A 22,518-nucleotide genomic window follows, 5' to 3' on the forward strand; every position below is an offset into this window, starting at 1 on the left:
AAGCAGTATTTACAACGTTGTATCCGACCGGCTACCGTCTCCGTGCCGGGTCCCCGAGGAGCATGAGGAGCGTCAGCATGCGCTCGCTTCGACGTCTGTGCACGGTCCTGACCACCACTGTCCTCGCGCTGTCCGCGGCCGTGGTCCCCGCCGCGGCCGGCCAGGCGACCCCGCCGCCGATGTACCCCGATCCCGGGCCCGGAACGCACCTGCTCGACCACACCGCGAAGCTCGCCGGCTTCGGCGATCCCGGGTGGTACGAGGCCAACATCCCGTTCATCGACCTGCCGGACAAGGCGATCGAAGACACCTACTACTACCGGTGGCGCACCTACAAGGAAGCCCTCAAGTACACCGGCCCGGAGGACGGCTGGATCGTCTCCGAATTCCTCGGCCCGGTCGGGTACTCCGCTCCCGGCGGCGGGATCGACGCCGCCGCCGGGCACCACCTCTACGAAGGGCGGTGGCTGCGCGACCACCGGTACCTCGACGACTACGTCGACTACTGGCTGCGCGGCAGCGGCGCGGGCGCCAAGCCGGCGACCGACGGCCTCAACGAGAACACCACCGACTGGGCGCACGAATACTCGTTCTGGGCCGCCGACGCCGTGCTCGCCCGGGCCGCCGTCGACGGCCGGTGGGACTTCGCCGTCGACCGGCTCCCCGAACTGCAACGGCAGTGGGCGGCCTGGTCACCCCAGTTCGACGCGCAGCTCGGCCTCTACTGGCAGGTTCCGGTCTGGGACGCCATGGAGTACACCGCGAGTTCCTACCAGAGCCCGGATCCCTACCACGGCGGCGCCGGGTTCCGCCCGACGCTCAACGCCTACCAGTACGGTGACGCGCTCGCCATCGCGAGCCTGCTGCGCCGGCGCGGCGCGCCCGGCGACCGGCAGCTCGCCGACCGGTACGAGCGGGATGCCCGCTCCCTGCAGGCGAACCAGGACCGCGTCCTGTGGGACGGCGGCGACCAGTTCTACAAGCACGTCATGCGGGACGGCAACCCCGCGCGCACCAAGATCGCGGACCGGGAAGAAACGGGGTACGTGCCCTGGTACTTCCACATGGCCCCGGCCGGTGCCTCGGCCGCGTGGGCGCAGGTGACCGACCCGGCGGGCTTCGCGGCCCCCTTCGGGCCCACCACCGTCGAACGGCGCAGCCCGTGGTTCATGCACGACGTGCAGCACGGGTGCTGCCGCTGGTCGGGTCCGAGCTGGCCCTACGCGACGAGCCAAACCCTCACCGCCCTGGCGAACCTGCTCACCGACTATCCCCCGCAGCCCTACGTCTCCACGCAGGACTACTACGCCCTGCTGCGCGGGTACGCCCTCACCCAGCGGAAGAACGGCGTGCCCTACGTCGCCGAAGCGCATTACCCCGACGAAGACCGCTGGCTCTACGACTCCCCCGGGCACAGCGACGACTACAACCACTCGACGTTCGACGACCTCGTGCTGTCCGGGCTGCTCGGCATCCGGCCCCAGCAGGGCGACCACGTGCGGCTCGCGCCGCTCGTTCCGTCCACTTGGGACCACTTCGCCGTCGAGAACGTGCCCTACCACGGCCGGAACCTGACCGTCGCCTGGGACCGTGACGGCCACGTCTACCGGCAGGGAGCGGGCTTGAGCGTCTGGCTGGACGGCAAGCTCGTCCTCCGCCAGAGCGGCCTGACGCCGGTCGACGTGCCGGTGCGCCCGGGCAAGCCGGCCGGCACCGCCCGCGTCGTCGACGACCTGGCGAACCCCGCGCGCACCGGCTACCCGGCGGCGTCCGCGTCCTCCACCTGGCACGGGGACAGCCCGGCGAACGCGATCGACGGCCAGGACTTCGCCCTCGACGTCCCGTCGACGCGCTGGACGAACTACGGCAGCCCGAACCGCGGCGACTGGCTGGCCGTCGACCTCGGTGCGGCCACCGATGTCTCCGACGTCCGCCTGTCCTTCTACGACGACGGTGGCGGCGTCCGCACGCCGGACTCCTACGCCCTGCAGTACCGCGCGGCGGATGGCTCGTGGGCCGATCTCCCCGGCCAGCAAAGAGATCCCGGCACACCGGTGCGGGGCAAGCCGAACCGCGTCGTCGTCCAGCCGCCGGTCCGCACCGACGGGCTCCGCGTCCTGCCGTCCAGAGTGGACGGTGGTGCGGTCGGGATCACGGCGGTGCAGGCGTGGCGCGCCGAGGACGAGCGGCTCGACGTCCGGCTCCCCGACGGCCCGGTGAGCGTGCGGCCCGGGCAGCCGGTCGAAATCAGCGGCACGGCCGTCAGCTCGCAGGCGACGACGGTCCGGCCCGCACTCACCCTGCCGCGGGGGTGGACGGCCGAGCCGATCGGCCCGGCCGGCGACCTCCGGCTCGCCCCGGGCCGGCCCGTCCAGCTGCGGTGGCGCGTGACGGCCCCCGCCGACACGCCGGTCGGCACCCGGGCCCCGGTGCGGCTGCTGGTCAGCACGCTCGACCACGGCACCCCGGTGCGCAGCACCGCGGACCTCGTGCGGGCGGAGGTCGTCTTCGATCCGGCCGACTTCGGCACCCCGGTCTGGGACGACGACTTCAGCGGAAGCCAGCTGAAGCCGTACCGGGTCGGCGCGCGGTTCGGGGAACCGGTGCCCGAACTGAGCCAGGCCGACGGCGCTCTGACCGCGTCCGCGAGCCGGCAGTCTTCCGCCGTGCTCGTGGCGCCGGTGGCCGCCCCGGCCGGCGACTTCGCGGTGCTCCTCGAACCCCGCGCCTTCGCCGGGAGCGCACCGGAGGACAGCGTGCTCCTCGGCCGCGCCGACGGGCCCGACGATCTCGCCCTGGCCTGGTACAACAACCACTTCGGCACGTCCGGCGCGGACGTGCGCGCGGGCGGGCGCGACTACGGCGACGACGTCACCGGCGGGTGCTGCACCGCGGTCACCTGGGTGCCGGGCGACCGGTTCGCCGTCGTGGCCGACCGCCGGGGCGGCCTGACGAGCTGGCTGGGCCACCAGGGCCGGTGGCAGCTGCTGCGCACGATCCCGGCCGGCTCGATCCTTGCCGGCTGGTCGCCGGCGATCGGGCTGCGGCTGACCACCGGCCGGCTCACCCTCGACCGGCTGACCGTCGTGGCGCGCGGGCCCGCGTAACGGCGAGGAGGCGATTGACAAACGGCGGGTGCGCGAGGGACTCTGGGAGCGCTTCCAGACATCGCCGCCCGGGGCCGCTCGCCCGCCGGTCGCGGTGACCGAAGGCGGAAGGAGAGTCCATGGGATCCGCCTCCCGCCGGATGGCCGCGCGCCCGGGTGTGCTCGCCGTGATCGCCGTCCTCGTCGTGACTGTTTCCCTGCTGTGGCCGTGGAAATCGGGCGCCGCACCGGCCGCCCCCAGCACCGGCAACGCCACCCACTTCGACGCGCTCGGCGCCCCCTACGGCGGCTGCGGCCTGCCGCAGGACGTGCTCGATTCGCCCGATTTCGTCGCCCTCAACGTCTACAACACCCCCGGCGACTACAGCTTCTACCCGCGGCCGATCCCGCCGTCCCAGGCCGCGAAGATCGGCCTGTGGGACAACGGCCGCAACTGCGGGCGGTTCGTGCAGGTCACCATCGGCGACTACTGCACCGGCGTCAACGACGGCGCGCCGGGACAACCGTTCTGCCGCAACGGGTCCTGGGTGACCGACGGCTACGCCGGCGCCCAGCTGACCATGGTCGTGGCCGACAGCTGCGGCGACTCGAACGCCTGGTGCCGCGACGATCCCGGGCACCTCGACCTGTCGACCGCGTCGCTCAACCGGTTCGTGAAGAACGGCGTCCCGGTCGGCGACATGAACCCCGCGCACTGGAACAACCGGCGGGTTTCGTGGTCCTACGTGGCCGCCCCGAGCTACACCGGCGACCTGAAGCTCGGCTTCCTCCAAGGCGCGCAGCGGTATTGGACGGCCATCGCCGTGTCGCACCTGCCCAACGGCGTCCACGGCGTGGAGTTCCTCGGCGCGGACGGCAGCTGGCAGCAGGCGCAGCCGGACAGCGACCTGGGGCAGGCCTTCATCATCGGCCCGACCGCCACGGCGGGCACCGCGTACGCGATCCGGGTCCGGGACGCGAGTGACGCGCTCGTCAACGACGGCCGTGTCTACCGCTTCACACTGCCGGACCAATGCCTTTCGGGCTGCGCGGCCGCCTACACCGGCATCAGCTACACGACCGGGACCAGCACCGCCACCACGACTCCGACGACGCCGACCACCCCGACGACGCCCACCACGCCGACCACTCCGGCCGGGGCGTCGTGCACGGCGACCTCCGCGGTGACGTCTTCGTGGAACGGCGGCCACCAACTGGAGTTCACCGTCAAGAACACCGGCTCCACCGCGCTGTCCGGCTGGACCACGGCGTTCTCGTTCGCCGGCACCCAGCAGGTGACCAACTCGTGGAACGCCGTGCCCACCCAGACCGGCCAGCAGGTGCGGGCGGCCAACGCGACCTACAACGGGACGCTCGCCGCCGGCGCGACGACGACCTGGGGCGCCGTCGTCACCGGCACGTCCCAGCCGCTGACCGGGCTGACCTGCACCGCCCGCTGATCCTCAGCGGACCGCCGCCCAGAACCCGGTCAGCGCCACAGCGGCGCTGGCCGGCTCGCGGGTCATCCACCAGTGACCCAGCCCGTCAAGGACGGCGACCCGGGCACCGGCGCGGGCGGCCGCCCGGCGGCGTTGCGCCTCGGTGCCGACGACGTGGTCGGCCGTGGCCAGGATCGCGAGCCCCGGCCGGGCCGCCGCGTTCTCCAGCGGCAGCCCGAGACCGTGCGCACCCGTTGCGGCGGCGGCCCGGTACAGGGTCAGCACCGCCCGGCCCATCGCCTCGTTCTGCCCCGCCGCGACGCGGGCCGCGACCCCCTGCGCCATCCCGCGTTCCACCAGCACCGCCGTGCGCTCTTCGACCGCGGCACCGAACCGCGCCGCGACGTCGGCCTCACCGACCCCCGGGGTCTGCCAGCGGCGGGCGAGTTCGTGCCACTCGTAGTCCGGGTCGAAGGCGCCGAGCGTGTCGCTGACCCAGCTGCGGACCAGGTGCGGGTGGCTCAGCACGACGTTGACGACGTGCGTGCCACCGAAGTCGTGGCCCACCAGGTCCACCGGCTCACCGAAGGCCGCCAGCTCACCGGCCAGCCAGTCCCGGTAGCCGGCCGGGGTGGCCTCGAACCCGTCGGGCAGGGGCGCGCCGAAGCCGGGCGGCGACAGGCAGACCAGATCGGACCGCGACGGCGCGAGCTCGGCCAGCAGCAGGTCCCAGACCGCCGCCGTCTCCGGGTTGCCGTGGACGAACACCGCGGGCATCAGCCCGCCACCGGCGTGGTCGGCTGCAGCACCGATTCCACCAGCGCCTCGGTGCGCAGGTGGGTGATCGCCTGGTACTCGGGGTCGCGGACCATGGCCGCGAACGCCCGCCGGTCCGGGTAGCGCACCAGGACCACCATGTCCCAGGCCTGCCCGTCCTCGGCGACCAGTGCCGGATCGCCGTTGCCGAGGTAGATCACCTGCAGGCCGTAGCGGGGGTTGAGTTCGGCACCGACGGCTTCGGCGTAGCGCTGGTAGCTTTCGCGGCCGCCGTCCGGACGGAACCGCAGCAGGTTGAGCATCACGACCGGGCCGCCGGGGTCGTCGGCGAGCAGGGTGTCGAGGGCGCGGTCTTCGATTTCGATCATCAGAACCTCCTGGGGTCTTCGCCGCCACCCTACACATACTTGTCGGACGACACGCAAGTTAGTTTGCTAGGCTGCGTTCATGCCCACCGCACGCCGCACCCAGCAGGAACGCCGTGACCAGGCCGAAGCCGCGCTCCTGACCGCCGCCGCCGAGCTCGTCGTCGAGCAGGGCGTGCGTTCGCTGACCCTCGCCCGCGTCGGCGAACGCGCCGGGTACAGCCGTGGCATCGTCACCCACCACTTCGGCGGGAAGCAGGCACTGGTCGAACGGCTGGCGCGGGCCACGCAGGCCGGGTTCGTCCCAGGCCTCGAAAACCTGCCGCCCGGTCTCGACCGCCTGCTGCGGCTGATCGACGGCTACCTCGGCGAGCTCGGCCGGATCGGCGTGTTCAACCAGGCTTTCCTACTGCTGTGGGCGGAAGCCGCCACGCAGCCGGAGCTGGCTCCGATCTTCCGAGAGCGGGACGCCGCCTTCCGCGCCGACCTGCGGGAAGACGTCGAAGCCGGCATCGCGGACGGCAGCATCGACCCGGACGTCGGCGCGGGCGAGGTCGCGACCGCCGTGGTCGGGCAGCTGCGCGGGATCGCACTGCAGCGGCTGCTCGACCCGGGCAGTGCCGACACCGAGGCGCTGCGCCGGAGCGTCACCGCCCAGTGGCGCCGGGCCCTGACCCCTTAGGCTCGGCGTCTGAGGCGCGGAGGGAGGTGACGGCGTGACGGAACGCGGGCGGCTGCCGCGCGTCAAGCGCGTGACGATCGAGGACGTGGCCCGGGAAGCCGGTGTGGGGCGGCAGACGGTTTCGCGTGCCCTGCGCGATCTGCCGGAGATCGCCCCGGACACCCGCGAGCGCGTACTGGCGGCGGCGACCCGGCTGGGCTACCGGCCGAGCGCGCTGGCGAAGGGGATGCGCACCCAGCGGTCGGACGTCATCGCCCTGATCGTCTCCGACATCGCGAACCCGTTCTACCCGGCCGTGGCACGCGGAGTGTACGACGCGGCGGAGGCGGCCGGCTGCAGCGTCGTGCTGTACAACACCGACGCCGACCCGGGCCGCGAACGCGACGCCATCGAGGACGCGCTGGCCCGCTCCGCACGCGGCGTCGTCGGCTTCTTCTACGGCACACCCGACGACGTCCTGGCCGACTACGCGCGCTCGGTCCCGCTGGTGGTGGCCGACCGGGAGCTGCCGACGGAGATGGCGGCCTCGGTGAGCAACGACTTCGCGACCGGCACCGCGGCCGCCGTCGAGCTGCTCGCCCGCAGGCCGCACGCGTGCCTCGGCATGCTGGACAGCTCGGTCGGCGTCGCGGTCGACGAGCGGCGGCTGGCGTTCGTCACGGCGTGCGCGGCGCTGGGCTTCGGCGACGTCTCGGCCCGGATCATCCAGGGACCGCCGACCATCCCGGGCGGCACGGAAGCGACCCGCCGGCTGCTTTCGGAGTGGCCGGAGGTCAACGGCATCTTCGCGTTCAACGACCTGATGGGCATCGGGGCGGTCCAGGCGGTCCTCGCCCGCGGGGGTACGGTGCCCCGGGACTGCGCGGTGGTCGGCTTCGACGACCTGGAGATGTCGGCGTACCTGAACCCGCCGCTGAGCACGGTCCGGATCCACAAGTACGACCACGGCCAAGCCCTGGTCCGGGCCCTGCTGGCGGACACCGCCGACCGGATTTCGCTGCCGGTTTCGTTGATCACCCGCGCGACCGCCTGAGTCGAATCCGTCGAGTTGTGCCCCTTGACGGGGTCCCGCCGAGGTGCGCATACTCCCCGGGAGCAGCGGCCGGGAACATTCCCGGGAACGTTCCCGACGCACTTTGGCACCGCAGCGGAGAGGAGTCAGCGGCATGGGCGCAGGCACGCAGAAGACGCTGGGTCCACCCCTGTCGCCGACCCGCCCTGCGCCGGGTAGGCGCCTCGTCGCGGCCGCCTGGGCGGACGTCGCGAACGACTCATTCGGGACCTCGGACGTCCCGAATGAGTCATTCGCGACACCGGCGAGAGCCTCAACGCCCGTCGGCCACCCACGAAGGGCCAGCCAGCGATCGACGCCGGCCCCAGCTCCCCTGCTCACCACGCCGGGCCTCGGCTGAAGCCGCCGCCACCTCGAAAGGACCGAACGCAATGGTGCGTACCTCTCCCCCGACGAAACGGCTCCGCCGGCTGGGCGCCGCCGTGGCCGTGCTCGCCCTGGTGACCTCCGGCTGCGGCTCCGCCGACTCCGCCGCCCCGGCCGCCGCGGCCTGTGCGCCTTCGGGCGGCAAGGTCGAGCTGTCGTTCTGGTCCTGGCTGCCCGGTATCGACCAGGCCGTCGCCCTCTGGAACCAGGGGCACCCCGACATCCACGTCACCGTCGAACAGACGCCGCAGGGCAACCAGGGCACGTACAACAAGATGTTCACCGCGCTGAAGGCGAACCAGGCGCCGGACCTGGGGCAGGTCGAGTTCGACTCCCTGCCCGGTTTCCGCGTGCAGCAGGGCCTGCGGGACATCTCGGCCTGCCCGGGCGTCGCGGACGCCAAGCCGAAGTTCGTGGACTGGACCTGGGCGCAGGCCTCGGTGGGGGGCGACGGCGTCTTCGCCATCCCGCAGGACACCGGTCCGATGGGCCTGTTCTACCGCAAGGACCTCTTCGAGAAGTACCACGTGCCGGTGCCGGCGACCTGGGACGAGTACGCCGAGGCCGCGAAGACCCTGCACGCCGCGGACCCCGGCCTCACGATCACGCACTTCCCGCAGAAGGACGTCAACTGGTTCGCCGGTCTCGTCTGGCAGGCCGGCGGGCACTGGTTCACCCAAGACGGCCGGCAGTGGAAGGTGAACCTGACCGACCCCGCGTCCACCAAGGTCGCCGGCTACTGGCAGAACCTGCTTTCCCAGGGCCTGGTCTCGAACTACCAGGGCTTCTCCGAATCCTGGAACAAGGCGCTCGACTCCGGGCAGATCGCCACCTGGACCGGGGCCGTCTGGGGCGTCGGGACGATCGCGAAGGCCGCGCCTTCGACCGCCGGGAAGTGGGCCGTGGCGCCGCTGCCGCAGTGGACCAAGGGGGCGCAGCGCTCCGGCAACTGGGGTGGCTCGACCACCGCGGTGTTCGCCGGGACCAAGCACCCGGCTGAAGCGGCGCAGTTCGCGCTGTGGCTCGACAGCGACCCGCAGGCCCTGGCCATCCTGACCGCCCAGGGCGGCATCTACCCCGCCACCGTCGCCGCCCAGGAGTCGGCGAAGGCGTCGCCGGAGAACACGCAGTTCTTCGGCGGCCAGGACGTCGACGCGGTGTTCCGCGACGCGGGCAAGGGCGTCAGCCAGGACTTCACCTGGGGACCGTCGATGGAGCAGACCTACGCCCACGTCCGTGACGGCTTCGGCGCCGCGCTGTCCGGTTCCGGGACGCTCGGCAAGGCGCTCTCCGATGCCGGCGCGGCGACGATCACCGACCTGCAACGCCAGTCCATCCCCGTGGCGAAGTAGGGCAGGCGATGGTTGTCGCAGCGTCCCGGACCGGCGCCGGCGCGCCACCCCGCCCCCGGGTGCCGCGCCGGCGGCGGGCGAGCAGCAGCGCCCGCGCCGCCTGGCTGCTGCTCGCCCCGTTCCTGCTCGGGTTCGCGGTGTTCTACGTGGCCCCGATCGTCGTGGCTCTGGTCAAGAGCTTCACCGCTGTCACCCGGACCTCCACCTACGGCCGTCCCGTCGAGGTGTTCGCCGGCCTGGGCAACTACGCCGCGGCCCTGGGCGACGCCGGGTTCGTCGGCTCGGTCGGGCGGGTCCTGCTGTTCGGCGTCGTCCAGATCCCGGTCATGCTCGGCCTCGCGCTGCTCCTGGCGCTGGCGCTGGACTCGGCGGTCGTGCGGCTGCGGCGGTTCTTCCGGCTGGCGTTCTTCCTGCCGTACGCGGTGCCCGGCGTGATCGCCGCGGTGATGTGGGGCTTCTTCTACGCCCCCAACCTTTCGCCGGTCAACCAGCTGCTCGACCCGATCGGGATCCACCCGGACCTGTTGTCCGGCACCGTGATCCTCTACTCGATCGCGAACATCGTCACGTGGACGTTCACCGGCTACAACATGCTGATCCTCTATTCGTCGCTGCAGGCGATCCCGCCCCAGCTCTACGAAGCGGCCCGGCTCGACGGCGCGTCCGGCTGGGCGATCGCGTGGCGGATCAAGGTGCCGATCATCGCGCCGTCGCTGGTGCTGACCGGGGTCTTCTCCATCATCGGCACGTTCCAGCTGTTCACCGAACCCCAGGTGATGGCCGGAGTTTCGAGCGCGGTCTCGTCGTCCTACACCCCGTCGATGGCCGCCTACGCCCAGATTTCCGCCCAGAACTACGGCCTCGGCGCCGCGATGAGCGTGCTCGTCACGCTGCTCATCGCGGTCCTGTCGTGGCTGTTCTTCCGGATCACCCGCGCGAGGGCCGCCCTGTGACCACCCGTCCGACGACCCGGAGCTCCTCGGTCGTGGTGACCACGGCGATGTTCGTCGCCGCGGTCTACTTCCTGCTGCCGGTGGTCTGGCTGGCGATCTCCGCCACGAAGTCCGCCTCTGGCCTCTCGACGACGTTCGGCCTCTGGTTCTCCGGCAACCACCTCGGCCGCAACCTGCACGACACGGTGACCTTCGGCGACGGCCTCTACCTGCGATGGCTGGCCAACAGCGCGCTGTACTCGGTGGTGGGTGCGGCGGCGGCCACGCTGCTGTCGGCGATGGCCGGCTACGCCCTCGCCAAGTTCACCTTCCGCGGGCGGGCGGTCACGTTCTCCGCCATCCTCGCCGGGGTGCTCGTGCCGCCGACCGCGCTCGCCGTCCCGCTGTTCCTCATGCTCGCCGGGGCCGGGATGACGAACACGGTGTGGTCGGTGCTGCTGCCGAGCACGATCAGCCCGTTCGGGGTCTACCTGGCCCGCGTCTACGCGGCGGCGTCGGTCCCGGACGAGCTGCTCGAAGCCGGCCGGATCGACGGAGCCGGCGACGTGCGCATGTTCTACACGGTCAGCCTGCGCCTGATGGCCCCGGCGCTGATCACGATCTTCCTGTTCCAGTTCGTGGCGATCTGGAACAACTTCCTGCTCCCGCTGGTGATGCTGACCAGCGACCGGCTGTACCCGGTGACCCTCGGGCTGTACACCCTGAACACCCAGATCACCCGCGACCCCGACCTGAAGGCCATCGTGGTCACCGGCTCGCTGCTGTCCATCATCCCGTTGATCCTGGCTTTCCTGGCGCTGCAGCGCTTCTGGCGGACCGGGCTCGCCGCGGGCGCGGTCAAGGACTGAGGCAGCGTCCTACACTGGGCCGGGTGACGATCGACGCGGTCGGCCTGACCAAGCGGTACCGCGACGTCCTGGCGGTCGACGACGTCTCGTTCCGGGTCGCCCCCGGGGAGATCGCCGCGCTGCTCGGGCTCAACGGCGCGGGCAAGACGACGACCATCCGGATGCTGCTCGGGATGGTCCGGCCGACCCGCGGATCCGTTTCCCTGTTCGGCCGGCCGGTCCGGCCCGGTGCCCGCGCGGTCTGGGCCCGGGTCGGCCACCTCGTCGAGACCCCGGCCGCCTACCCGGAGCTCACGGTCCGGGAGAACGTCGGGCTGGCGGCCCGGTGGTACGGGCCGGCCGACGGGCGGGCGGTCGACGCGGTCATCCGCCGTCTGGGGCTGGAAAAGCACGCCGGCCACCGCGCCCGCACGCTGTCCCACGGCAACGCGCAGCGGCTCGGGCTGGCGAAAGCGCTCGTCCACCGGCCGGACCTGCTGGTCCTGGACGAGCCGGCCAACGGCCTCGATCCCGCGGGCGTCGCCGAAATCCGGCAGCTGCTGCACGAGCTGGCCGACGTCGACGGCGTGACCGTGCTGCTGTCGAGCCACCTGCTCACCGAGGTGGCGCGCCTGGCCACCCGGATCGCGGTGCTGGCCACCGGACGGCTCGTCTGGGACGGCACCGCCGCCGGCCTGCTGGCGCAGGCCCGCCCCCGCCTCGCCATCGCGGTCCGCGACCGCGAGCGGGCGGCGATCGCGTTGCGCGCCGGTGGGCACATCTGCGAGGAGGACGGCACCGGCGGCCTCACCCTCACCGGCGAACGCGCGATCGCCCGGCCCGACGAGATCGCCACGCTGCTCGTCACCGCCGGCTGCCCACCCACCCGGCTCGTCGTCGAACAAGACGACCTCGAAACCGGCTTCCTCCGCCTCGCGGGCGCGAAGTGAACGCCGCGCTGGCCGCCGAACTGCTGAAGACCCGGCGCTCCCGGCTGCCCGCGGCCACCCTGCTGGCCTTCACGATCGCCGCCGGCTTCGCCGCGCTGGTCATGTTCATCCTGCAGGACGTGCGCCGGGCCCGGGAGCTCGGCCTGCTCGGGGCCAAGGCGGCGCTCACCGGCGGTGCCGCGGACTGGGTCACCTACTTCGCCCTGCTCGCCCAGCTGGTCGCGGTCGGGGGCACGGTGCTGTTCGGCGTCGTCGTGGTGTGGACGTTCGGGCGGGAATTCGGGCAAAACACGGTGAAGGACCTGCTCGCGCTGCCGGTCAGCCGCAGCTCGATCGTCGGCGCCAAGTTCGCCGTCACCGCCGGCTGGTGCCTGCTGCTCACCCTCCACACGTTCCTGGCCGGCCTGGCGCTCGGCGCCGCCGTCGGGCTCGGGGGCTGGTCCGCCGGCGTCGTGGTCGCGGGGCTCGGGAAGCTGGTCCTCACCGCGATCATGACCATCGCGCTCACCACGCCCTTCGCGCTGGCGGCCAGCGCCGGTCGCGGCTACCTCGCCGGGATCGCCGCCCTGTTCGCGGCTGTCTTCTCGGCGCAGGTCGTCGCTTTGCTCGGGTACGGTGCTTTCTTCCCCTGGTCCGTCCCCGCCCTCTACGCCGGGCTCGCCGATCCGCCGGGTGTCCCCGGGTTCGTGCTGGTGGCCGCGGTCGGGGTCATCGGCCCGGTGGCGACGGCGCTGTGGTGGGAACGCGCCGACCACGATCGCTGACCGGCGGAAACCCGGGCACCGCCGACGGATCAGCGATGATCCTCGCGCAACGCGTAACGCCGCTCGGCGTACGCGAGGTCGTCCCGCCACAACCGGGCGGCGGCACGGCGCATGAGCGGCCGCAGCACCGGCGCCATGCGAGCCGCCCTGGCGAAACCCGGCCGGCCGGAAGCGGCGATCGTCGCCTCGATCACCGCCGTGCGCGGGCGGCCGTCGGGGGCGGGGCCGAGCGGGGTTGCGTGCGTTTCCACCACGCTGCCCGTGCCTTCACCGTCCACAATGGTCATCAGCACGGTCCGGGGGCCCGGGCAGGTGAACTCGGCGACCACCGGGACGCCGATCTTCCCCGCGAGCCGGAACGTCACCTCGACGACGAACCGGTCTTCGGCCTCGGCGACGTCGACGCCCTCCGGCGCCGACAGCACCCGCAGCTTCGCGAACGAGTACGGGTGGAACCACGCGCCGTGCCACGGGTCGAGGCGGTTGGCGACGACGTCTTCGGGCTCGCAGACCCCGGCCAGCGTCGCCACGGCGTCGACCGTCGTTCCGGGCGGGCGGACCGGCACGATCGGCCGTTCCGTGGGCTGCTCGCCACCGAGGCGGTCGAGGCGGACCCACGCCAGCACGCCGTCGTCGTAGGCCGGCAGGGCCGTCCACCCGGGACGGTCCGCGCCCACGCGCAGCCCGTGCCAGCGGCAGACCAGCTCGCCGCCGTGCACGCGCGCCTGCTCCAGCGGCGCGCCGAGGTGCGGGCACGCGCCCGGGCCGACGAGCAGCGCGCCGTCCGGCCCGCGCCACGCGACCAGCTCGCGGCCGCCCACGCGCACCCCGAACGGCCGGTCGGCGCGGATTTCGCGGCCGGCGGCGAAGACGAACCAGTTGCCCGACGGCCGGGCACCCGCCCGCTTGACCGCGGCCTCGATCAGCGCGGGGCTGCAGCCGGCGTAGGTGGGCTCCTGCCGGGCCCAGGCCGGCTCCCGGAACGGCTGCACCGGCCACCGCGCCGGCCAGCGCTCGATCACCTGCCGCTTGAGGTCCACCGGACACGCTCCCGCCCGCCACGGCCGGCCGAAGCGACCGGCACGCGAGTCATCCTCGGCCATCTGGAGCGATTGCGCAACGCTTTCGCCGGGTCCCCGGGCGGGGGTTCACGCCTTCAGGCGTTCGGTGGCCAGCTCGAGGGCGGCGGCCAGGTCGTTGACCCAGGGGACGTCCTGCTCGGTGAAGTTCGCCCAGCCCGGGCCCGCCGTGGCGATGTCGAAACCGCGTCGCCGCAGCCGCTGGACGAGCAGGTCGTCGACGGTGTTGGCGGACATCGACCACAGGAACACCACGACCGGGTCGAGCTTGGCGGCGATCGCGCTCGTCGTCTCGGCGGGCACCATCTGGCCCAGGTGGACCGCCGGGATGCCGACCTCGACCATGGCGGCCCGCAGCACCTCCATCGGCAGGCTGTGCCGCTCCTCCGGGCAGCAGGCCAGCAGCACCACCCGGCCGGGCGGGGTGTTCGCGAACCCGGCGCTGTAGCGCTGCAGCGCCAGGGAGATTTCGCCGGTCAGCGCCCATTCGGACTCGAAGCAGACGTCGCCGCTCAGCCAGCGGCCGCCGAGGTGGCGCAGCACGGGGACGAGCACCTCGGTCCACGCCGAGGCCGGGCCGAGCGCGTCCAGCGTTTCGTCGAGCAGCGCGGCCAGCGAGGCGAATTCGAGGTCCTCCGCGGCGCGCTCGAGCTCTTCGATGTGCCGGTCGACGGACACCTCGGGGACCGCTTCGCCGGCACCCGAAAACGCCGCCGCGGCGGCTTCCCTGGCCCGCATGCCGCGGTCGATGAGCCGCTGCATGTACTGCAGCCGGCGGACGTCGGCGTCGGAGTACCGCCGGTGCCGCCCGTCGTCACGCAGCGTCGGGCCGACGCCGTAGCGCGCGGCCCAGGTGCGCAGCGTCACCGGCGAGACGCCGAGCAGCTCGGCGACCTTGCCGGGCGTCCACGAACCCCCGGCCCGGGGCCCGTCCCGGCCACTCACCGCGTCGACGTCCATCAACACCACGTTCCCACACGCCGGGGACGTCCGCCGGTGCGGCCACCACGCGGTGGCGCCCCGGCGGAACAGCCTGCGACCGGCTGTGTCCGCTTCAACGGATACGGCATCCGGCGCCCGGCCGACACTCCCGGCGCCGCGGAAGCACCCCGTGAAGGGCTCTTTGTGACCCAAGTCACAGTTTATTCAGCCAGCTCCCGCCCGGCGTGCGCGGAAACCACCCGCAGCGCGACCGGCAGCCCGTTGACCACCGGGCCGGCGGGGCCGCCGACCGGGTGCCAGCCCGGCCCGGCCGCGCGCACCGGCACGTCCCGGCGGGCGAGTTCGGCCAGCAGCGGGGCGTCGGCGGTGTAGGGCGTCATCGACCAGAGCAGCACCAGCGCCGGGTCGAGCCGGACCGCGGTCCGCACGACCACGCCGGCTGCCACCATCTCGCCGAGGAACACCACCGGGACGCCGGCTTCCCGCAGCACCGTGGCCAGCACCCGCATCGGGAGGGAGTGCCGCTCGGCCGCGCAACAGGCCAGCAGCACCGGCCGGTCACGCGGCGGCGGCGAGGCCCGGGCCGCCTGGCGTTCGAGCGCCGCCGACACCGCCCCGGTCAGGGCCCATTCGGCCGCGAAGGCGCTTTCCCCGGCCCGCCACCGCTCGCCCTGCCGGCGCAGCACCGGTGCCAGCACGTCGGTCCAGGCCGCGATCGTGCCGTGCCCGGCCAGCAGTTCGTCGAGCAAGCCGGCCAGCGCGTGGAGGTCGACGGCCGCCGCGGCGTGGTCGATCTCGCCGGCCCGGAGGCGGGACCGCGCGGGGGTGACGGCTTCGGAGAGGACCAGGCCGGCCGCGGTCCCGGCCCGGATCCCCTGGTTCACCAGGACGCTCATCCGCCGCAGCCGGTGCAGCTCCCGCGGCCCGTAAAGCCGCTGGCCGCCCGGCCCGCGACGGGCGGGCCCGAGGCCGTACCGGCTGTCCCACGCGCGCAGGAGGACGGGCGACACCCCCAGCGCGGTGGCGATCTGTCCCGTCGTCCACCACGAGGCCCGGTCGGCGACCTCCGGTTCCGGTCTGGTCGTCACTCGCCCCACCCCTGGTCACGCCCGCACCGGCCCCGGGTCAGGCAGCGGTACCACCGATGATGGCCCAATCGAATCGCTTGTGCAACGCTTTGGGGTGACAGTGCCCGGTCGAATCGAGCGGCTCAGCCGGATCTGCGGGAGTATCCCGGCGGCTCGCTTGCTTTTGCATCGATTTCGAGTGCGGCGGCTCCGAGGCGGGTGCGCTCGGCGCTGAGGGTCACCCGGTACCCGAGCAGGAGCAGCACGTGGAGCAGGTAGAGCCACAGGACCAACGCCGACACCGCCCCGACGGCCCCGAGGCCGCCGAACGGCACGCTCCAGTCCAGCGGGATGGCCAGGAACAGGAGGAACCCGTGGAAGAACCCGGCGAGCACGGCGGCCACGGCGAAGGCGCCCACCACCAGCGGCCCGCGGCGCACGCCGCGCGGGGCACCGCCGGCGAACACGATCGCGGTCACCGCGGCGATGATCAGCCAGTCGATGTGGAACGACAGCGTGATGCCCCAGAACGTCGCCCAGCCGCCGCGGGTGTAGAAGCCGGCCACCGGGTCGGCGGTGGCCAGCGGCGCGATCGCCAGGGTCGGGCTGAGGACGAGGACGGGCACGAACATCAGGCGCCCGCGCCAGCCGACGAGGGCCCCGGCGGGCTGCCCGGCGACCTGGACCAGGCCGCGCAGCAGGCCTTCGCCGTAGAAGGTGGCCGGCAGCAGGGTCACGAGGAGCGTGGTCCACGACGTGCCGAGGGCGGCCGTGGCGAGGGCTTCGAGCGCGGGACCCGGTCCGTGGCCGGGCGGCAGCGCGTCGGCCCAGCGCGAAACGCCGTGCCGGACGAACCCCGGCGACCCGAGGAACGCGGCACCCCGCAGGGCGACGAGCGCCAGCGGAACGACGGCCAGCACGGCGAAGAACGTGACGCCGGCCGCCCACAGGGACAGGTCCCGGCCGCGGAGTTCCCGGCCGGCGTCCCGCAGGACGACACCCGCGCGGCGGGCCGCTTCCCGGGCGCTCACGTCGACGCACCGGCGCGCGAGGAGGACGACGGGGTCGCCGGCTGGTCCCGGGTGCACGAGCACGACGTGTCGGGCAGCGCACTCGCCGTCGGCTGGCTGCGGGCGATCCACCTGCTGGCCCGGCCGGTGCTGGGCGTGCCGCCGGACGTGCTCACGGGCTGCGGGGTGCTGAGCGCGCTGGCGGCGCTCTGGCCGGCCTCGCTCGGGGGTGACGCGCTGTGGTTCGCCCTGGCGGCGATCGTGGCCACGGGGGTGTTCGACGGCCTGGACGGCGCGGTGGCGCTGCGCACCGGCCGCGCCCGCCCGCTCGGCGCGGTCCTCGACGCGGCTGCGGACCGCCTGACGGAACTGGCGTTCGTGGCGGTGTTGCTGGTGCTCGGCGCACCGGCCGCCTGGTGCGCGGCGATGGCGGCGCTGCTCCTGCTGCACGAGTACACCCGCGCCCGAGCCCAGGCGGCGGGCCTGCGCGGCGCGGGGGCGATCACGGTGGCCGAGCGCCCGACGCGGCTGATCGTGCCGGCGGTCGCGGTCACCGGGGCGGCACTGGCGCCGGGCGGGACGCCGTGGACGGGCTGGCCGTGGGGCACGACCTGCGCGGTGCTGGGGACCGGACTGTCACTCATCGGGTTGGCCCATCTGTGGGTGGGTGTCGCGCGGGCGTTCGGGCGGAGTGAGGAGCGCGGCTGACATCAGGCCGCCGGCTGGTCTTCGATCGGCCAGGCCCCGCTCTCGCCGGTGTCGCGAATGACTCATTCGGGACGCCTGAGGTCCCGAATGAGTCATTCGCGACGTGGGAACCCGCTGCCGCACCTGGCCCGCGCCGGGTTGAGGGGGCTGCTCGCGGGCCGTCCACCCGCGCACTCATCGGCACGGCTCGCCGTCTCCTGCGTGTCGGTCGGCCGGCCCGATCAGCCCCGCGACGATCTCCGCCGACATCGCCACCAACGGCAGCCCTCCCCCGGGATGCGCCGACCCGCCGGCCAGGTACAGCCCCGGCACCGGCGTCGCGTTCGCCGGGCGGAGGAGGGCCGCGCGCGGGCCGTTCGACGATGAGCCGTAGATCGCGCCGCCCGGTGCGCCCGTGGTGCGTTCCATGTCCGCCGGCGTGCGGATCTCGCGCCACAGCACGCGGTCGCGCACGTCCAGGCCGCGTACGGCGAGGACCTCGAGCACCCGGTCCGCGTACCGCTCCGCCCGCCCCGGCGCACTCCAGTCGACGCCGGCCGCCGGGTCGTGGCGGGGAGCGTTCACCAGCACGAACCACCCTTCGCAGCCCGGGGGGTGCAGCTGCGGGTCCGGCGGCGCGCAGACGTAGACCGTCGGGTCGTCGACCGGCCGGGGGACGCGGCCGAAGAGCGCGTCGAATTCGGCGTCGTAGGCGGCCGGGAACAACACCCGGTGGTGGCCGGGATCCGGTGTCGTGCCGCGCAATGCGAGCAGCAGCACGAATCCGGCCGACGACGGCTGCGTCCGCCGCAGGGCTCGGCGCGGCCGCCGGGTGCGGGCGTCGTCGAGCAGGTCGTCGTACACGTGCGTCGCGTCCGCGTTGGCCACCACGACCGAGGCCGCGAGCCGCTCGCCGTCCGCCAGGCGGACGCCGCGGACGCCGGCCGGCCCGGTCTCGATCGCGGTGACCTCCGCGCCCGTCCGGACTTCGACGCCCAGCGCGGCGAGCCGGTCCAGCAGGGCGTCCCCCAGCCGGCGCAGGCCGCCGCGGACGTGCCAGGCGCCGAATTCCTGCTCCACGAACGGGACGACGCTCAGCACGGCGGGCAGCCGCCGCGGGTCCGAGCCGGTGTAGGTCGCGTAGCGGTCCAGCAGCATCCGGGGGCGGGGATCGCTCAGGCGGCGGCCGATCCCGCGCAGGGTGCGCCACGGGGCGATCGCCATCAGGTCCCGGACGCTCCCGGCGTGCTTGAGCAGGTCCCGGGTGCCGTTCAGCGGGCGGCGCAGGACCGGCTCCCCGACCAGGCCCCAAAGCCGCTCCGCGTCGCGCATCAGCCCGCGCCACTCATCGCCGGCGCCGCCGCCGAAGGCCGCCTCGAGCGCGTCGGGGACCGCCGCCCGCTCGTGGGGGACGGCCAGTTCGGTGCCGTCGGCGAACCGGTAGCGGCAGGCGGGGTCGACCGGGACGATGTCGACCAGCTCGTCCAGGTCGGCGCCGGTGGCCGCGAAGAGTTCGCGGTAGACCGAGGGCAGGGTGAGCAGCGAGGGTCCGGTGTCGAAGGTGAACCCGTCCCGGGTGAACGTGGCGAGCTTGCCCCCGCACGACGCCGAGCGCTCCAGCACGGTGACCCGGTGCCCGGCCGCGGCGAGCCGGGCCGCGGCCGCGAGGCCGCCCATGCCGCCGCCCACCACGACGACGGCGCTCATACCGGACGGCCTTTCCACACCAGCCGGCCCGCGATCCGCGCCCGCCACGACCGGCCGATCAGCCCGGCCAGCGCGAGCACCGACACGGGGTGGGCCAGGCTGTCCGGCCACACGCGGCCCCCGGTGCGCCGAGCCGTCACGACCCGCCCGGCGACGCCCGCCGCGTAGCCCACCAGGCCCGCCCGCGAGCCGGCCAAGGCCGCCACGGCGGGGAGCACCCACACCACCAGCAGCAGCCCGGTGATCGCCACCGCCGCCGGGGCCGGCCCGGTCGCCGACCACAGGGACTTCGTGTAGCCCTCCCGCAGCTGCGGCCACGTCGCGTACATCCGGCACTCCGCGACCCGGCTGCCGTCCGCGACCACCCCGCGGCCGCCCGCGCGCTTCACCGCGCGCATCAGCGCGATGTCGTCCAGCACCTCGCCGGCGACCGCGGTGAACCCGCCGCACTTGCGCAGCATCGCGGCGTCGATGACGAAGAACTGGCCGTTGGCCGCGGAAAGCGATGGCCGCGGCGACGTCTCGGCGAGCCGCAGCGGCAGCAGCACCAGCCACGACCACTGCAGCAACGGCTGCACCAACCGGGCCCCGAGCCCCTCCGCGCGCTGGCGCGGAAACGGCGACACCGCGTCGAGATCCGCCTCGCGCAGCAGGGAAACCGCGGCCGCGACGGCGTGGGGAGCCAGCACGACGTCCGCGTCGACGCAGACCAGCACGCTCCCCCGCGCCCGCTGGGCCAGCTGGTGGCACGCGTGCGGTTTGCCCAGCATCCCCGGCGGTGGCTCGGTGCCGGTCAGCAGCGTCACCCGCGGCCCGGCGACCCGGCGGACGACGTCCGCCGTCCCATCACGGGAACAGTCGTCCAGCACCAGGATTTCGGCGTCGTCGAGGCCGCGCTGCGCCAGCAGGGACCGCAGCGCCGGGGTGACACGGTCGGCTTCGTCGCGCAGCGGCAGCAGGATCGACACGGCTTCGCGGCACCGGGCCGGCCCCTCGCGCGGCGCCCGGACGATCCGCGCGTTGTACGCCGCGTGCGCGGCACCGGCCACCGCGGCGCAGGCGGCGGCGCGCACGATCACGCGGACACGCGAGCCCATCGGAATCCCCTCCCCAGCCGGATCGCGAACGGCACGGCGACCGCGCCCATGAGCACGCCGCCGGCGACGGCCACCCACGGCCTGCCGAAGAACGCGAAGTGCGCCCACACCGACGAAAACCACGTCCAGAGGTACAACGCGGGCGCCGGACCGGCGGCCGGGCCCGGGATCGGGTCCGGCGGCCGGGGCACCCAGCGGTGCAGCCCGGCCTGGATGAGGACGGCGACCAGCAGCCAGCCGGCGAAGTTGGTGGCCGGGATGCCGGCCACCAGCGGCAACGACGGCTCGGGCGACGACCAGATCCAGTACCCCTCGTCCACCATCTGCGGGTCGAGGAAGACGTCCCACGCCGCCAGCGCGCACGCGGCCACCGCGACCACGCCGGCCGGCTTCACGGCCAGTGCCCGGCCGGCCAGCAGCGCCGGCCACGCCATCATCAGCCAGGCGAGCGGGACGATGCCCGGCACGCCGGCGACGGGCCAGCCGAGCAGGTCGGTGTAGGCGTAGCGCCCGAACGGAACTCCCGTGTGCAGGCCCGTCACCTCGGCCAGCAAGCCGCCGCCGCCCGCGACGACCGCCAGCGTGACCGCCGCCCGGGCGCCGCAGCGGGACCACGCGTCGGCGAGGGACGCCGCCGCGAAGCACAGCACCGTGAGCACGGTGAGCGGTGTGCGGCCGCCCGGGTCGGTCACCGAGTAGAGGATCTGGCAGAGCACCGTCGCCGCGGCGCAGAGCCAGGCGGCCAGTGCGGGCGGGGTGGGGCGTAGACGGGTGAATGCGGCGGTCCGCGAAACCATCACGGGAGCAGAATAGCCCCGCAGCGAAAGGCCTGAACCTCGTGGACTCGATTTCTCCGGCCGCATCGATAATCGATGTTTGAATGGATGACAAATGGGCATGACAATGCACGACGAGCACCCGGCGACGCCCAGGTGTGGGCGAGCGCCGCCGGGTGCGGGGCCCGCGACCGAGGGATGGCACGGCGGGCCCGCCGGGACTGCGTGTGGCATCGCCGCCCCGGCCTCAGAGAGGTCCCGCCCGATGCAACACCGATGCAGATCGCCGGGCAACGTTCGGTGATCACGCGGTTTTACTGGTGTTCGTCGGGTTCAAGTAGACAAGCTACACCACATGTGAAACGGTTGCGAATCGAATAGGCCGAGAGTGGGAGGGGCGCCGGATGACCGCGACCATGACGACGGGGGTGGCCCGCGCGGGCGACGCGCCCGCCGATCGGCTGGACGCACTGGGCCGCCGCTGCCTCGCCGCGGCGCACGGATTCGTGAGCGAACGAGCGACGGAACATTTCGCCGGACGCAGCGAGGGAGCGCTCGCGAAAACCGCGGTTCCGGAGTTCGTCGCGGGCGGGAAATGCCTCCGCCCGCTTTTCGCCTACGTCGGGTGGCGGTGCGGGCAACCGGAATCCGACGCCGCCGTCCGCGCGGCCGCCGCGCTGGAGCTGCTGCACTGCTTCGCCCTCGTCCAGGACGACGTGATGGACGGCTCGGCGCTGCGCCGCGGCCGCACCGCGCTGCACGTCCGGTTCGCCCGCTGGCACGAGGAGCAGGGCTGGGCGGGCTCGGCGCCGCGGTTCGGCGAGTCCGCCGCGATCCTGTTCGGCGACCTGTTCCTGGTGTGGTCCGAGCAGATGCTGCGGGAGAGCGGGCTGACGCCGGAGCAGCTGGCGCGGGGCTGGGCGCACTACGACGCGATGCGGGCCGAGCTGGCCGTCGGCCAGCTCGCCGACCTGGTGAACGACGCGCGGGCGCTGCCCAGCTGGGACACCCTGCTCGACGTCCTGCGCCGCAAATCCGGCAACTACACGGTCCGGCGGCCGCTGGAGTTCGGGGCGGCGCTCGCCGGCTGCGGCCCGGAGCTGATGGCCGGGCTGGGCGAGTTCGGCGGCCTGGTGGGCGAGGCGTTCCAGCTCCGCGACGACCTGCTGGGCGTGTTCGGCGACCCGGTCGTCACGGGCAAGCCGGCCGGGCAGGACCTGCGCGAGCGCAAGGCGTCCAGCGTGGTGGTGCTCGCGGCGGCGATGGCCGACCGGCGCCGGCAGACCGAGTTCGCCGAGCTGCTGGAGCTGGAAACGGTGGACGACGAAGCGGTTTCGCGCTGGCGGGAGCTCATCGTGGCCACCGGCGCGCGGGAGCGCATGGGCGAGCTGATCCGCGAACGCGCCGACAAGGCGCTGGCGGCGATCGACCCGGCGGTGGTCCCCCGGCACGCCGGTGACCTGCTCGCCGCGCTGGCGGCCCGCTGCACGGAGCGAGAACGATGACGGGCGCGCCAATCC

20 protein-coding genes are annotated in these 22,518 nt (G+C 73.7%); 11 read left to right on the top strand and 9 right to left on the bottom strand.

Going from position 1 to position 22,518, the window contains the following annotated elements; translation table 11 throughout:
* Positions 1-77: 77 nt before the first annotated feature.
* Both AB0F52_RS25105 and AB0F52_RS25110 read left to right on the top strand, forming a co-directional pair.
* On the top strand, positions 78-3,107 hold the full coding sequence (locus AB0F52_RS25105; RefSeq protein WP_360175584.1) for a discoidin domain-containing protein: 3,030 nt from the start codon (positions 78-80) through the stop codon (positions 3,105-3,107).
* A gap of 119 nt (positions 3,108-3,226) precedes the next feature.
* Positions 3,227-4,546: a cellulose binding domain-containing protein gene (locus tag AB0F52_RS25110; RefSeq protein WP_360175587.1), complete on the top strand. Its 1,320-nt coding sequence runs from the start codon at positions 3,227-3,229 to the stop codon at positions 4,544-4,546.
* 3 nt (positions 4,547-4,549) lie between these two features.
* Here AB0F52_RS25110 and AB0F52_RS25115 read toward each other — a convergent pair whose 3' ends face one another.
* Both AB0F52_RS25115 and AB0F52_RS25120 read right to left on the bottom strand, forming a co-directional pair.
* A complete protein-coding gene (locus tag AB0F52_RS25115) occupies positions 4,550-5,302 on the bottom strand; it encodes an alpha/beta fold hydrolase (RefSeq protein WP_360175590.1) in 753 nt (250 codons plus the stop codon).
* Positions 5,302-5,670 carry a DUF1330 domain-containing protein gene (locus tag AB0F52_RS25120; RefSeq protein WP_360175593.1) on the bottom strand — a complete coding sequence of 123 codons (369 nt, stop codon included), beginning with the start codon at positions 5,668-5,670 and terminating at the stop codon, positions 5,302-5,304. The genes AB0F52_RS25115 and AB0F52_RS25120 overlap by 1 nt, the downstream gene beginning before the upstream one ends.
* A gap of 79 nt (positions 5,671-5,749) precedes the next feature.
* On the opposite strand from AB0F52_RS25120, the gene AB0F52_RS25125 reads away from it, so the two are divergent.
* The 7 genes from AB0F52_RS25125 (at position 5,750) to AB0F52_RS25155 (ending at position 12,633) form a co-directional block, all read left to right on the top strand.
* Positions 5,750-6,349: a TetR/AcrR family transcriptional regulator gene (locus tag AB0F52_RS25125; protein WP_360175596.1), complete on the top strand. Its 600-nt coding sequence runs from the start codon at positions 5,750-5,752 to the stop codon at positions 6,347-6,349.
* Positions 6,350-6,383: 34 nt separating this feature from the next.
* Positions 6,384-7,382, top strand: coding sequence for a LacI family DNA-binding transcriptional regulator (locus AB0F52_RS25130; protein WP_360175599.1), 999 nt, complete (start codon positions 6,384-6,386; stop codon positions 7,380-7,382).
* A gap of 410 nt (positions 7,383-7,792) precedes the next feature.
* Positions 7,793-9,139: an extracellular solute-binding protein gene (locus tag AB0F52_RS25135; RefSeq protein WP_360175602.1), complete on the top strand. Its 1,347-nt coding sequence runs from the start codon at positions 7,793-7,795 to the stop codon at positions 9,137-9,139.
* Positions 9,140-9,147: 8 nt separating this feature from the next.
* Positions 9,148-10,092 (top strand): sugar ABC transporter permease, encoded by a 945-nt coding sequence (locus tag AB0F52_RS25140; protein ID WP_360175605.1) that lies wholly within the window; start codon positions 9,148-9,150, stop codon positions 10,090-10,092.
* A 32-nt stretch (positions 10,093-10,124) separates the two neighbouring features.
* On the top strand, positions 10,125-10,940 hold the full coding sequence (locus AB0F52_RS25145; protein WP_360175904.1) for a carbohydrate ABC transporter permease: 816 nt from the start codon (positions 10,125-10,127) through the stop codon (positions 10,938-10,940).
* A gap of 23 nt (positions 10,941-10,963) precedes the next feature.
* The gene (locus AB0F52_RS25150) at positions 10,964-11,869 is read left to right on the top strand and encodes an ABC transporter ATP-binding protein (RefSeq protein ID WP_360175608.1); all 906 of its coding nucleotides are present in this window, start codon (positions 10,964-10,966) and stop codon (positions 11,867-11,869) included.
* Positions 11,866-12,633 carry an ABC transporter permease gene (locus AB0F52_RS25155; protein ID WP_360175611.1) on the top strand — a complete coding sequence of 256 codons (768 nt, stop codon included), beginning with the start codon at positions 11,866-11,868 and terminating at the stop codon, positions 12,631-12,633. Before AB0F52_RS25150 ends, AB0F52_RS25155 begins: the two co-directional genes overlap by 4 nt.
* 29 nt (positions 12,634-12,662) lie before the next feature.
* Here AB0F52_RS25155 and AB0F52_RS25160 read toward each other — a convergent pair whose 3' ends face one another.
* The 4 genes from AB0F52_RS25160 to AB0F52_RS25175 all read right to left on the bottom strand — a co-directional run bounded on the left by AB0F52_RS25160 (position 12,663) and on the right by AB0F52_RS25175 (position 16,752).
* A complete protein-coding gene (locus AB0F52_RS25160; RefSeq protein ID WP_360175614.1) occupies positions 12,663-13,673 on the bottom strand; it encodes a DUF5914 domain-containing protein in 1,011 nt (336 codons plus the stop codon).
* Positions 13,674-13,781: 108 nt separating this feature from the next.
* The gene (locus AB0F52_RS25165) at positions 13,782-14,672 is read right to left on the bottom strand and encodes a MerR family transcriptional regulator (protein ID WP_360175617.1); all 891 of its coding nucleotides are present in this window, start codon (positions 14,670-14,672) and stop codon (positions 13,782-13,784) included.
* Between the two features lie 182 nt (positions 14,673-14,854).
* Positions 14,855-15,742, bottom strand: a complete 888-nt coding sequence (locus AB0F52_RS25170; protein ID WP_360175620.1) for a MerR family transcriptional regulator — start codon at positions 15,740-15,742, stop codon at positions 14,855-14,857.
* Between the two features lie 122 nt (positions 15,743-15,864).
* Positions 15,865-16,752: a YhjD/YihY/BrkB family envelope integrity protein gene (locus AB0F52_RS25175; RefSeq protein ID WP_360175623.1), complete on the bottom strand. Its 888-nt coding sequence runs from the start codon at positions 16,750-16,752 to the stop codon at positions 15,865-15,867.
* A 51-nt stretch (positions 16,753-16,803) separates the two neighbouring features.
* Between AB0F52_RS25175 and AB0F52_RS25180 the strand changes: the two genes are divergently transcribed.
* A complete protein-coding gene (locus tag AB0F52_RS25180) occupies positions 16,804-17,439 on the top strand; it encodes a CDP-alcohol phosphatidyltransferase family protein (RefSeq protein WP_360175626.1) in 636 nt (211 codons plus the stop codon).
* Positions 17,440-17,613: 174 nt separating this feature from the next.
* Here the strand turns inward: AB0F52_RS25180 and crtI are convergent, their stop codons facing one another.
* The 3 genes from crtI to AB0F52_RS25195 are packed head-to-tail and all read right to left on the bottom strand — an operon-like array spanning position 17,614 to position 21,019.
* A complete protein-coding gene (gene crtI, locus AB0F52_RS25185) occupies positions 17,614-19,125 on the bottom strand; it encodes a phytoene desaturase family protein (RefSeq protein ID WP_360175629.1) in 1,512 nt (503 codons plus the stop codon).
* Entirely contained in the window at positions 19,122-20,222 is a 1,101-nt protein-coding gene (locus tag AB0F52_RS25190; RefSeq protein WP_360175632.1) for a glycosyltransferase, read from the bottom strand. Before AB0F52_RS25190 ends, crtI begins: the two co-directional genes overlap by 4 nt.
* Positions 20,201-21,019 (bottom strand): carotenoid biosynthesis protein, encoded by an 819-nt coding sequence (locus AB0F52_RS25195; protein WP_360175907.1) that lies wholly within the window; start codon positions 21,017-21,019, stop codon positions 20,201-20,203. The genes AB0F52_RS25190 and AB0F52_RS25195 overlap by 22 nt, the downstream gene beginning before the upstream one ends.
* Before the next feature lie 383 nt (positions 21,020-21,402).
* Here AB0F52_RS25195 and AB0F52_RS25200 point away from each other — a divergent pair, with 383 nt between their 5' ends.
* Complete coding sequence (locus AB0F52_RS25200) at positions 21,403-22,503, top strand: polyprenyl synthetase family protein (protein WP_360175635.1); 1,101 nt, start codon at positions 21,403-21,405, stop codon at positions 22,501-22,503.
* Positions 22,504-22,518: the final 15 nt, after the last annotated feature.

This window comes from Amycolatopsis sp. NPDC024027, assembly GCF_040638975.1.
Classification (GTDB): Bacteria; Actinomycetota; Actinomycetes; order Mycobacteriales; family Pseudonocardiaceae; genus Amycolatopsis.

Coding starts and splice junctions, on each gene's coding strand:
- AB0F52_RS25120 (WP_360175593.1), bottom strand. CDS start 5,670: ATGATCGAAATCGAAGACCGCGCCCTCGACACCCTGCTCGCCGACGAC.
- AB0F52_RS25140 (WP_360175605.1), top strand. CDS start 9,148: ATGGTTGTCGCAGCGTCCCGGACCGGCGCCGGCGCGCCACCCCGCCCC.
- AB0F52_RS25115 (WP_360175590.1), bottom strand. CDS start 5,302: ATGCCCGCGGTGTTCGTCCACGGCAACCCGGAGACGGCGGCGGTCTGG.
- AB0F52_RS25165 (WP_360175617.1), bottom strand. CDS start 14,672: ATGGACGTCGACGCGGTGAGTGGCCGGGACGGGCCCCGGGCCGGGGGT.
- AB0F52_RS25125 (WP_360175596.1), top strand. CDS start 5,750: ATGCCCACCGCACGCCGCACCCAGCAGGAACGCCGTGACCAGGCCGAA.
- AB0F52_RS25135 (WP_360175602.1), top strand. CDS start 7,793: ATGGTGCGTACCTCTCCCCCGACGAAACGGCTCCGCCGGCTGGGCGCC.
- crtI (WP_360175629.1), bottom strand. CDS start 19,125: ATGAGCGCCGTCGTCGTGGTGGGCGGCGGCATGGGCGGCCTCGCGGCC.
- AB0F52_RS25105 (WP_360175584.1), top strand. CDS start 78: ATGCGCTCGCTTCGACGTCTGTGCACGGTCCTGACCACCACTGTCCTC.
- AB0F52_RS25200 (WP_360175635.1), top strand. CDS start 21,403: ATGACCGCGACCATGACGACGGGGGTGGCCCGCGCGGGCGACGCGCCC.
- AB0F52_RS25110 (WP_360175587.1), top strand. CDS start 3,227: ATGGGATCCGCCTCCCGCCGGATGGCCGCGCGCCCGGGTGTGCTCGCC.
- AB0F52_RS25190 (WP_360175632.1), bottom strand. CDS start 20,222: ATGGGCTCGCGTGTCCGCGTGATCGTGCGCGCCGCCGCCTGCGCCGCG.
- AB0F52_RS25195 (WP_360175907.1), bottom strand. CDS start 21,019: ATGGTTTCGCGGACCGCCGCATTCACCCGTCTACGCCCCACCCCGCCC.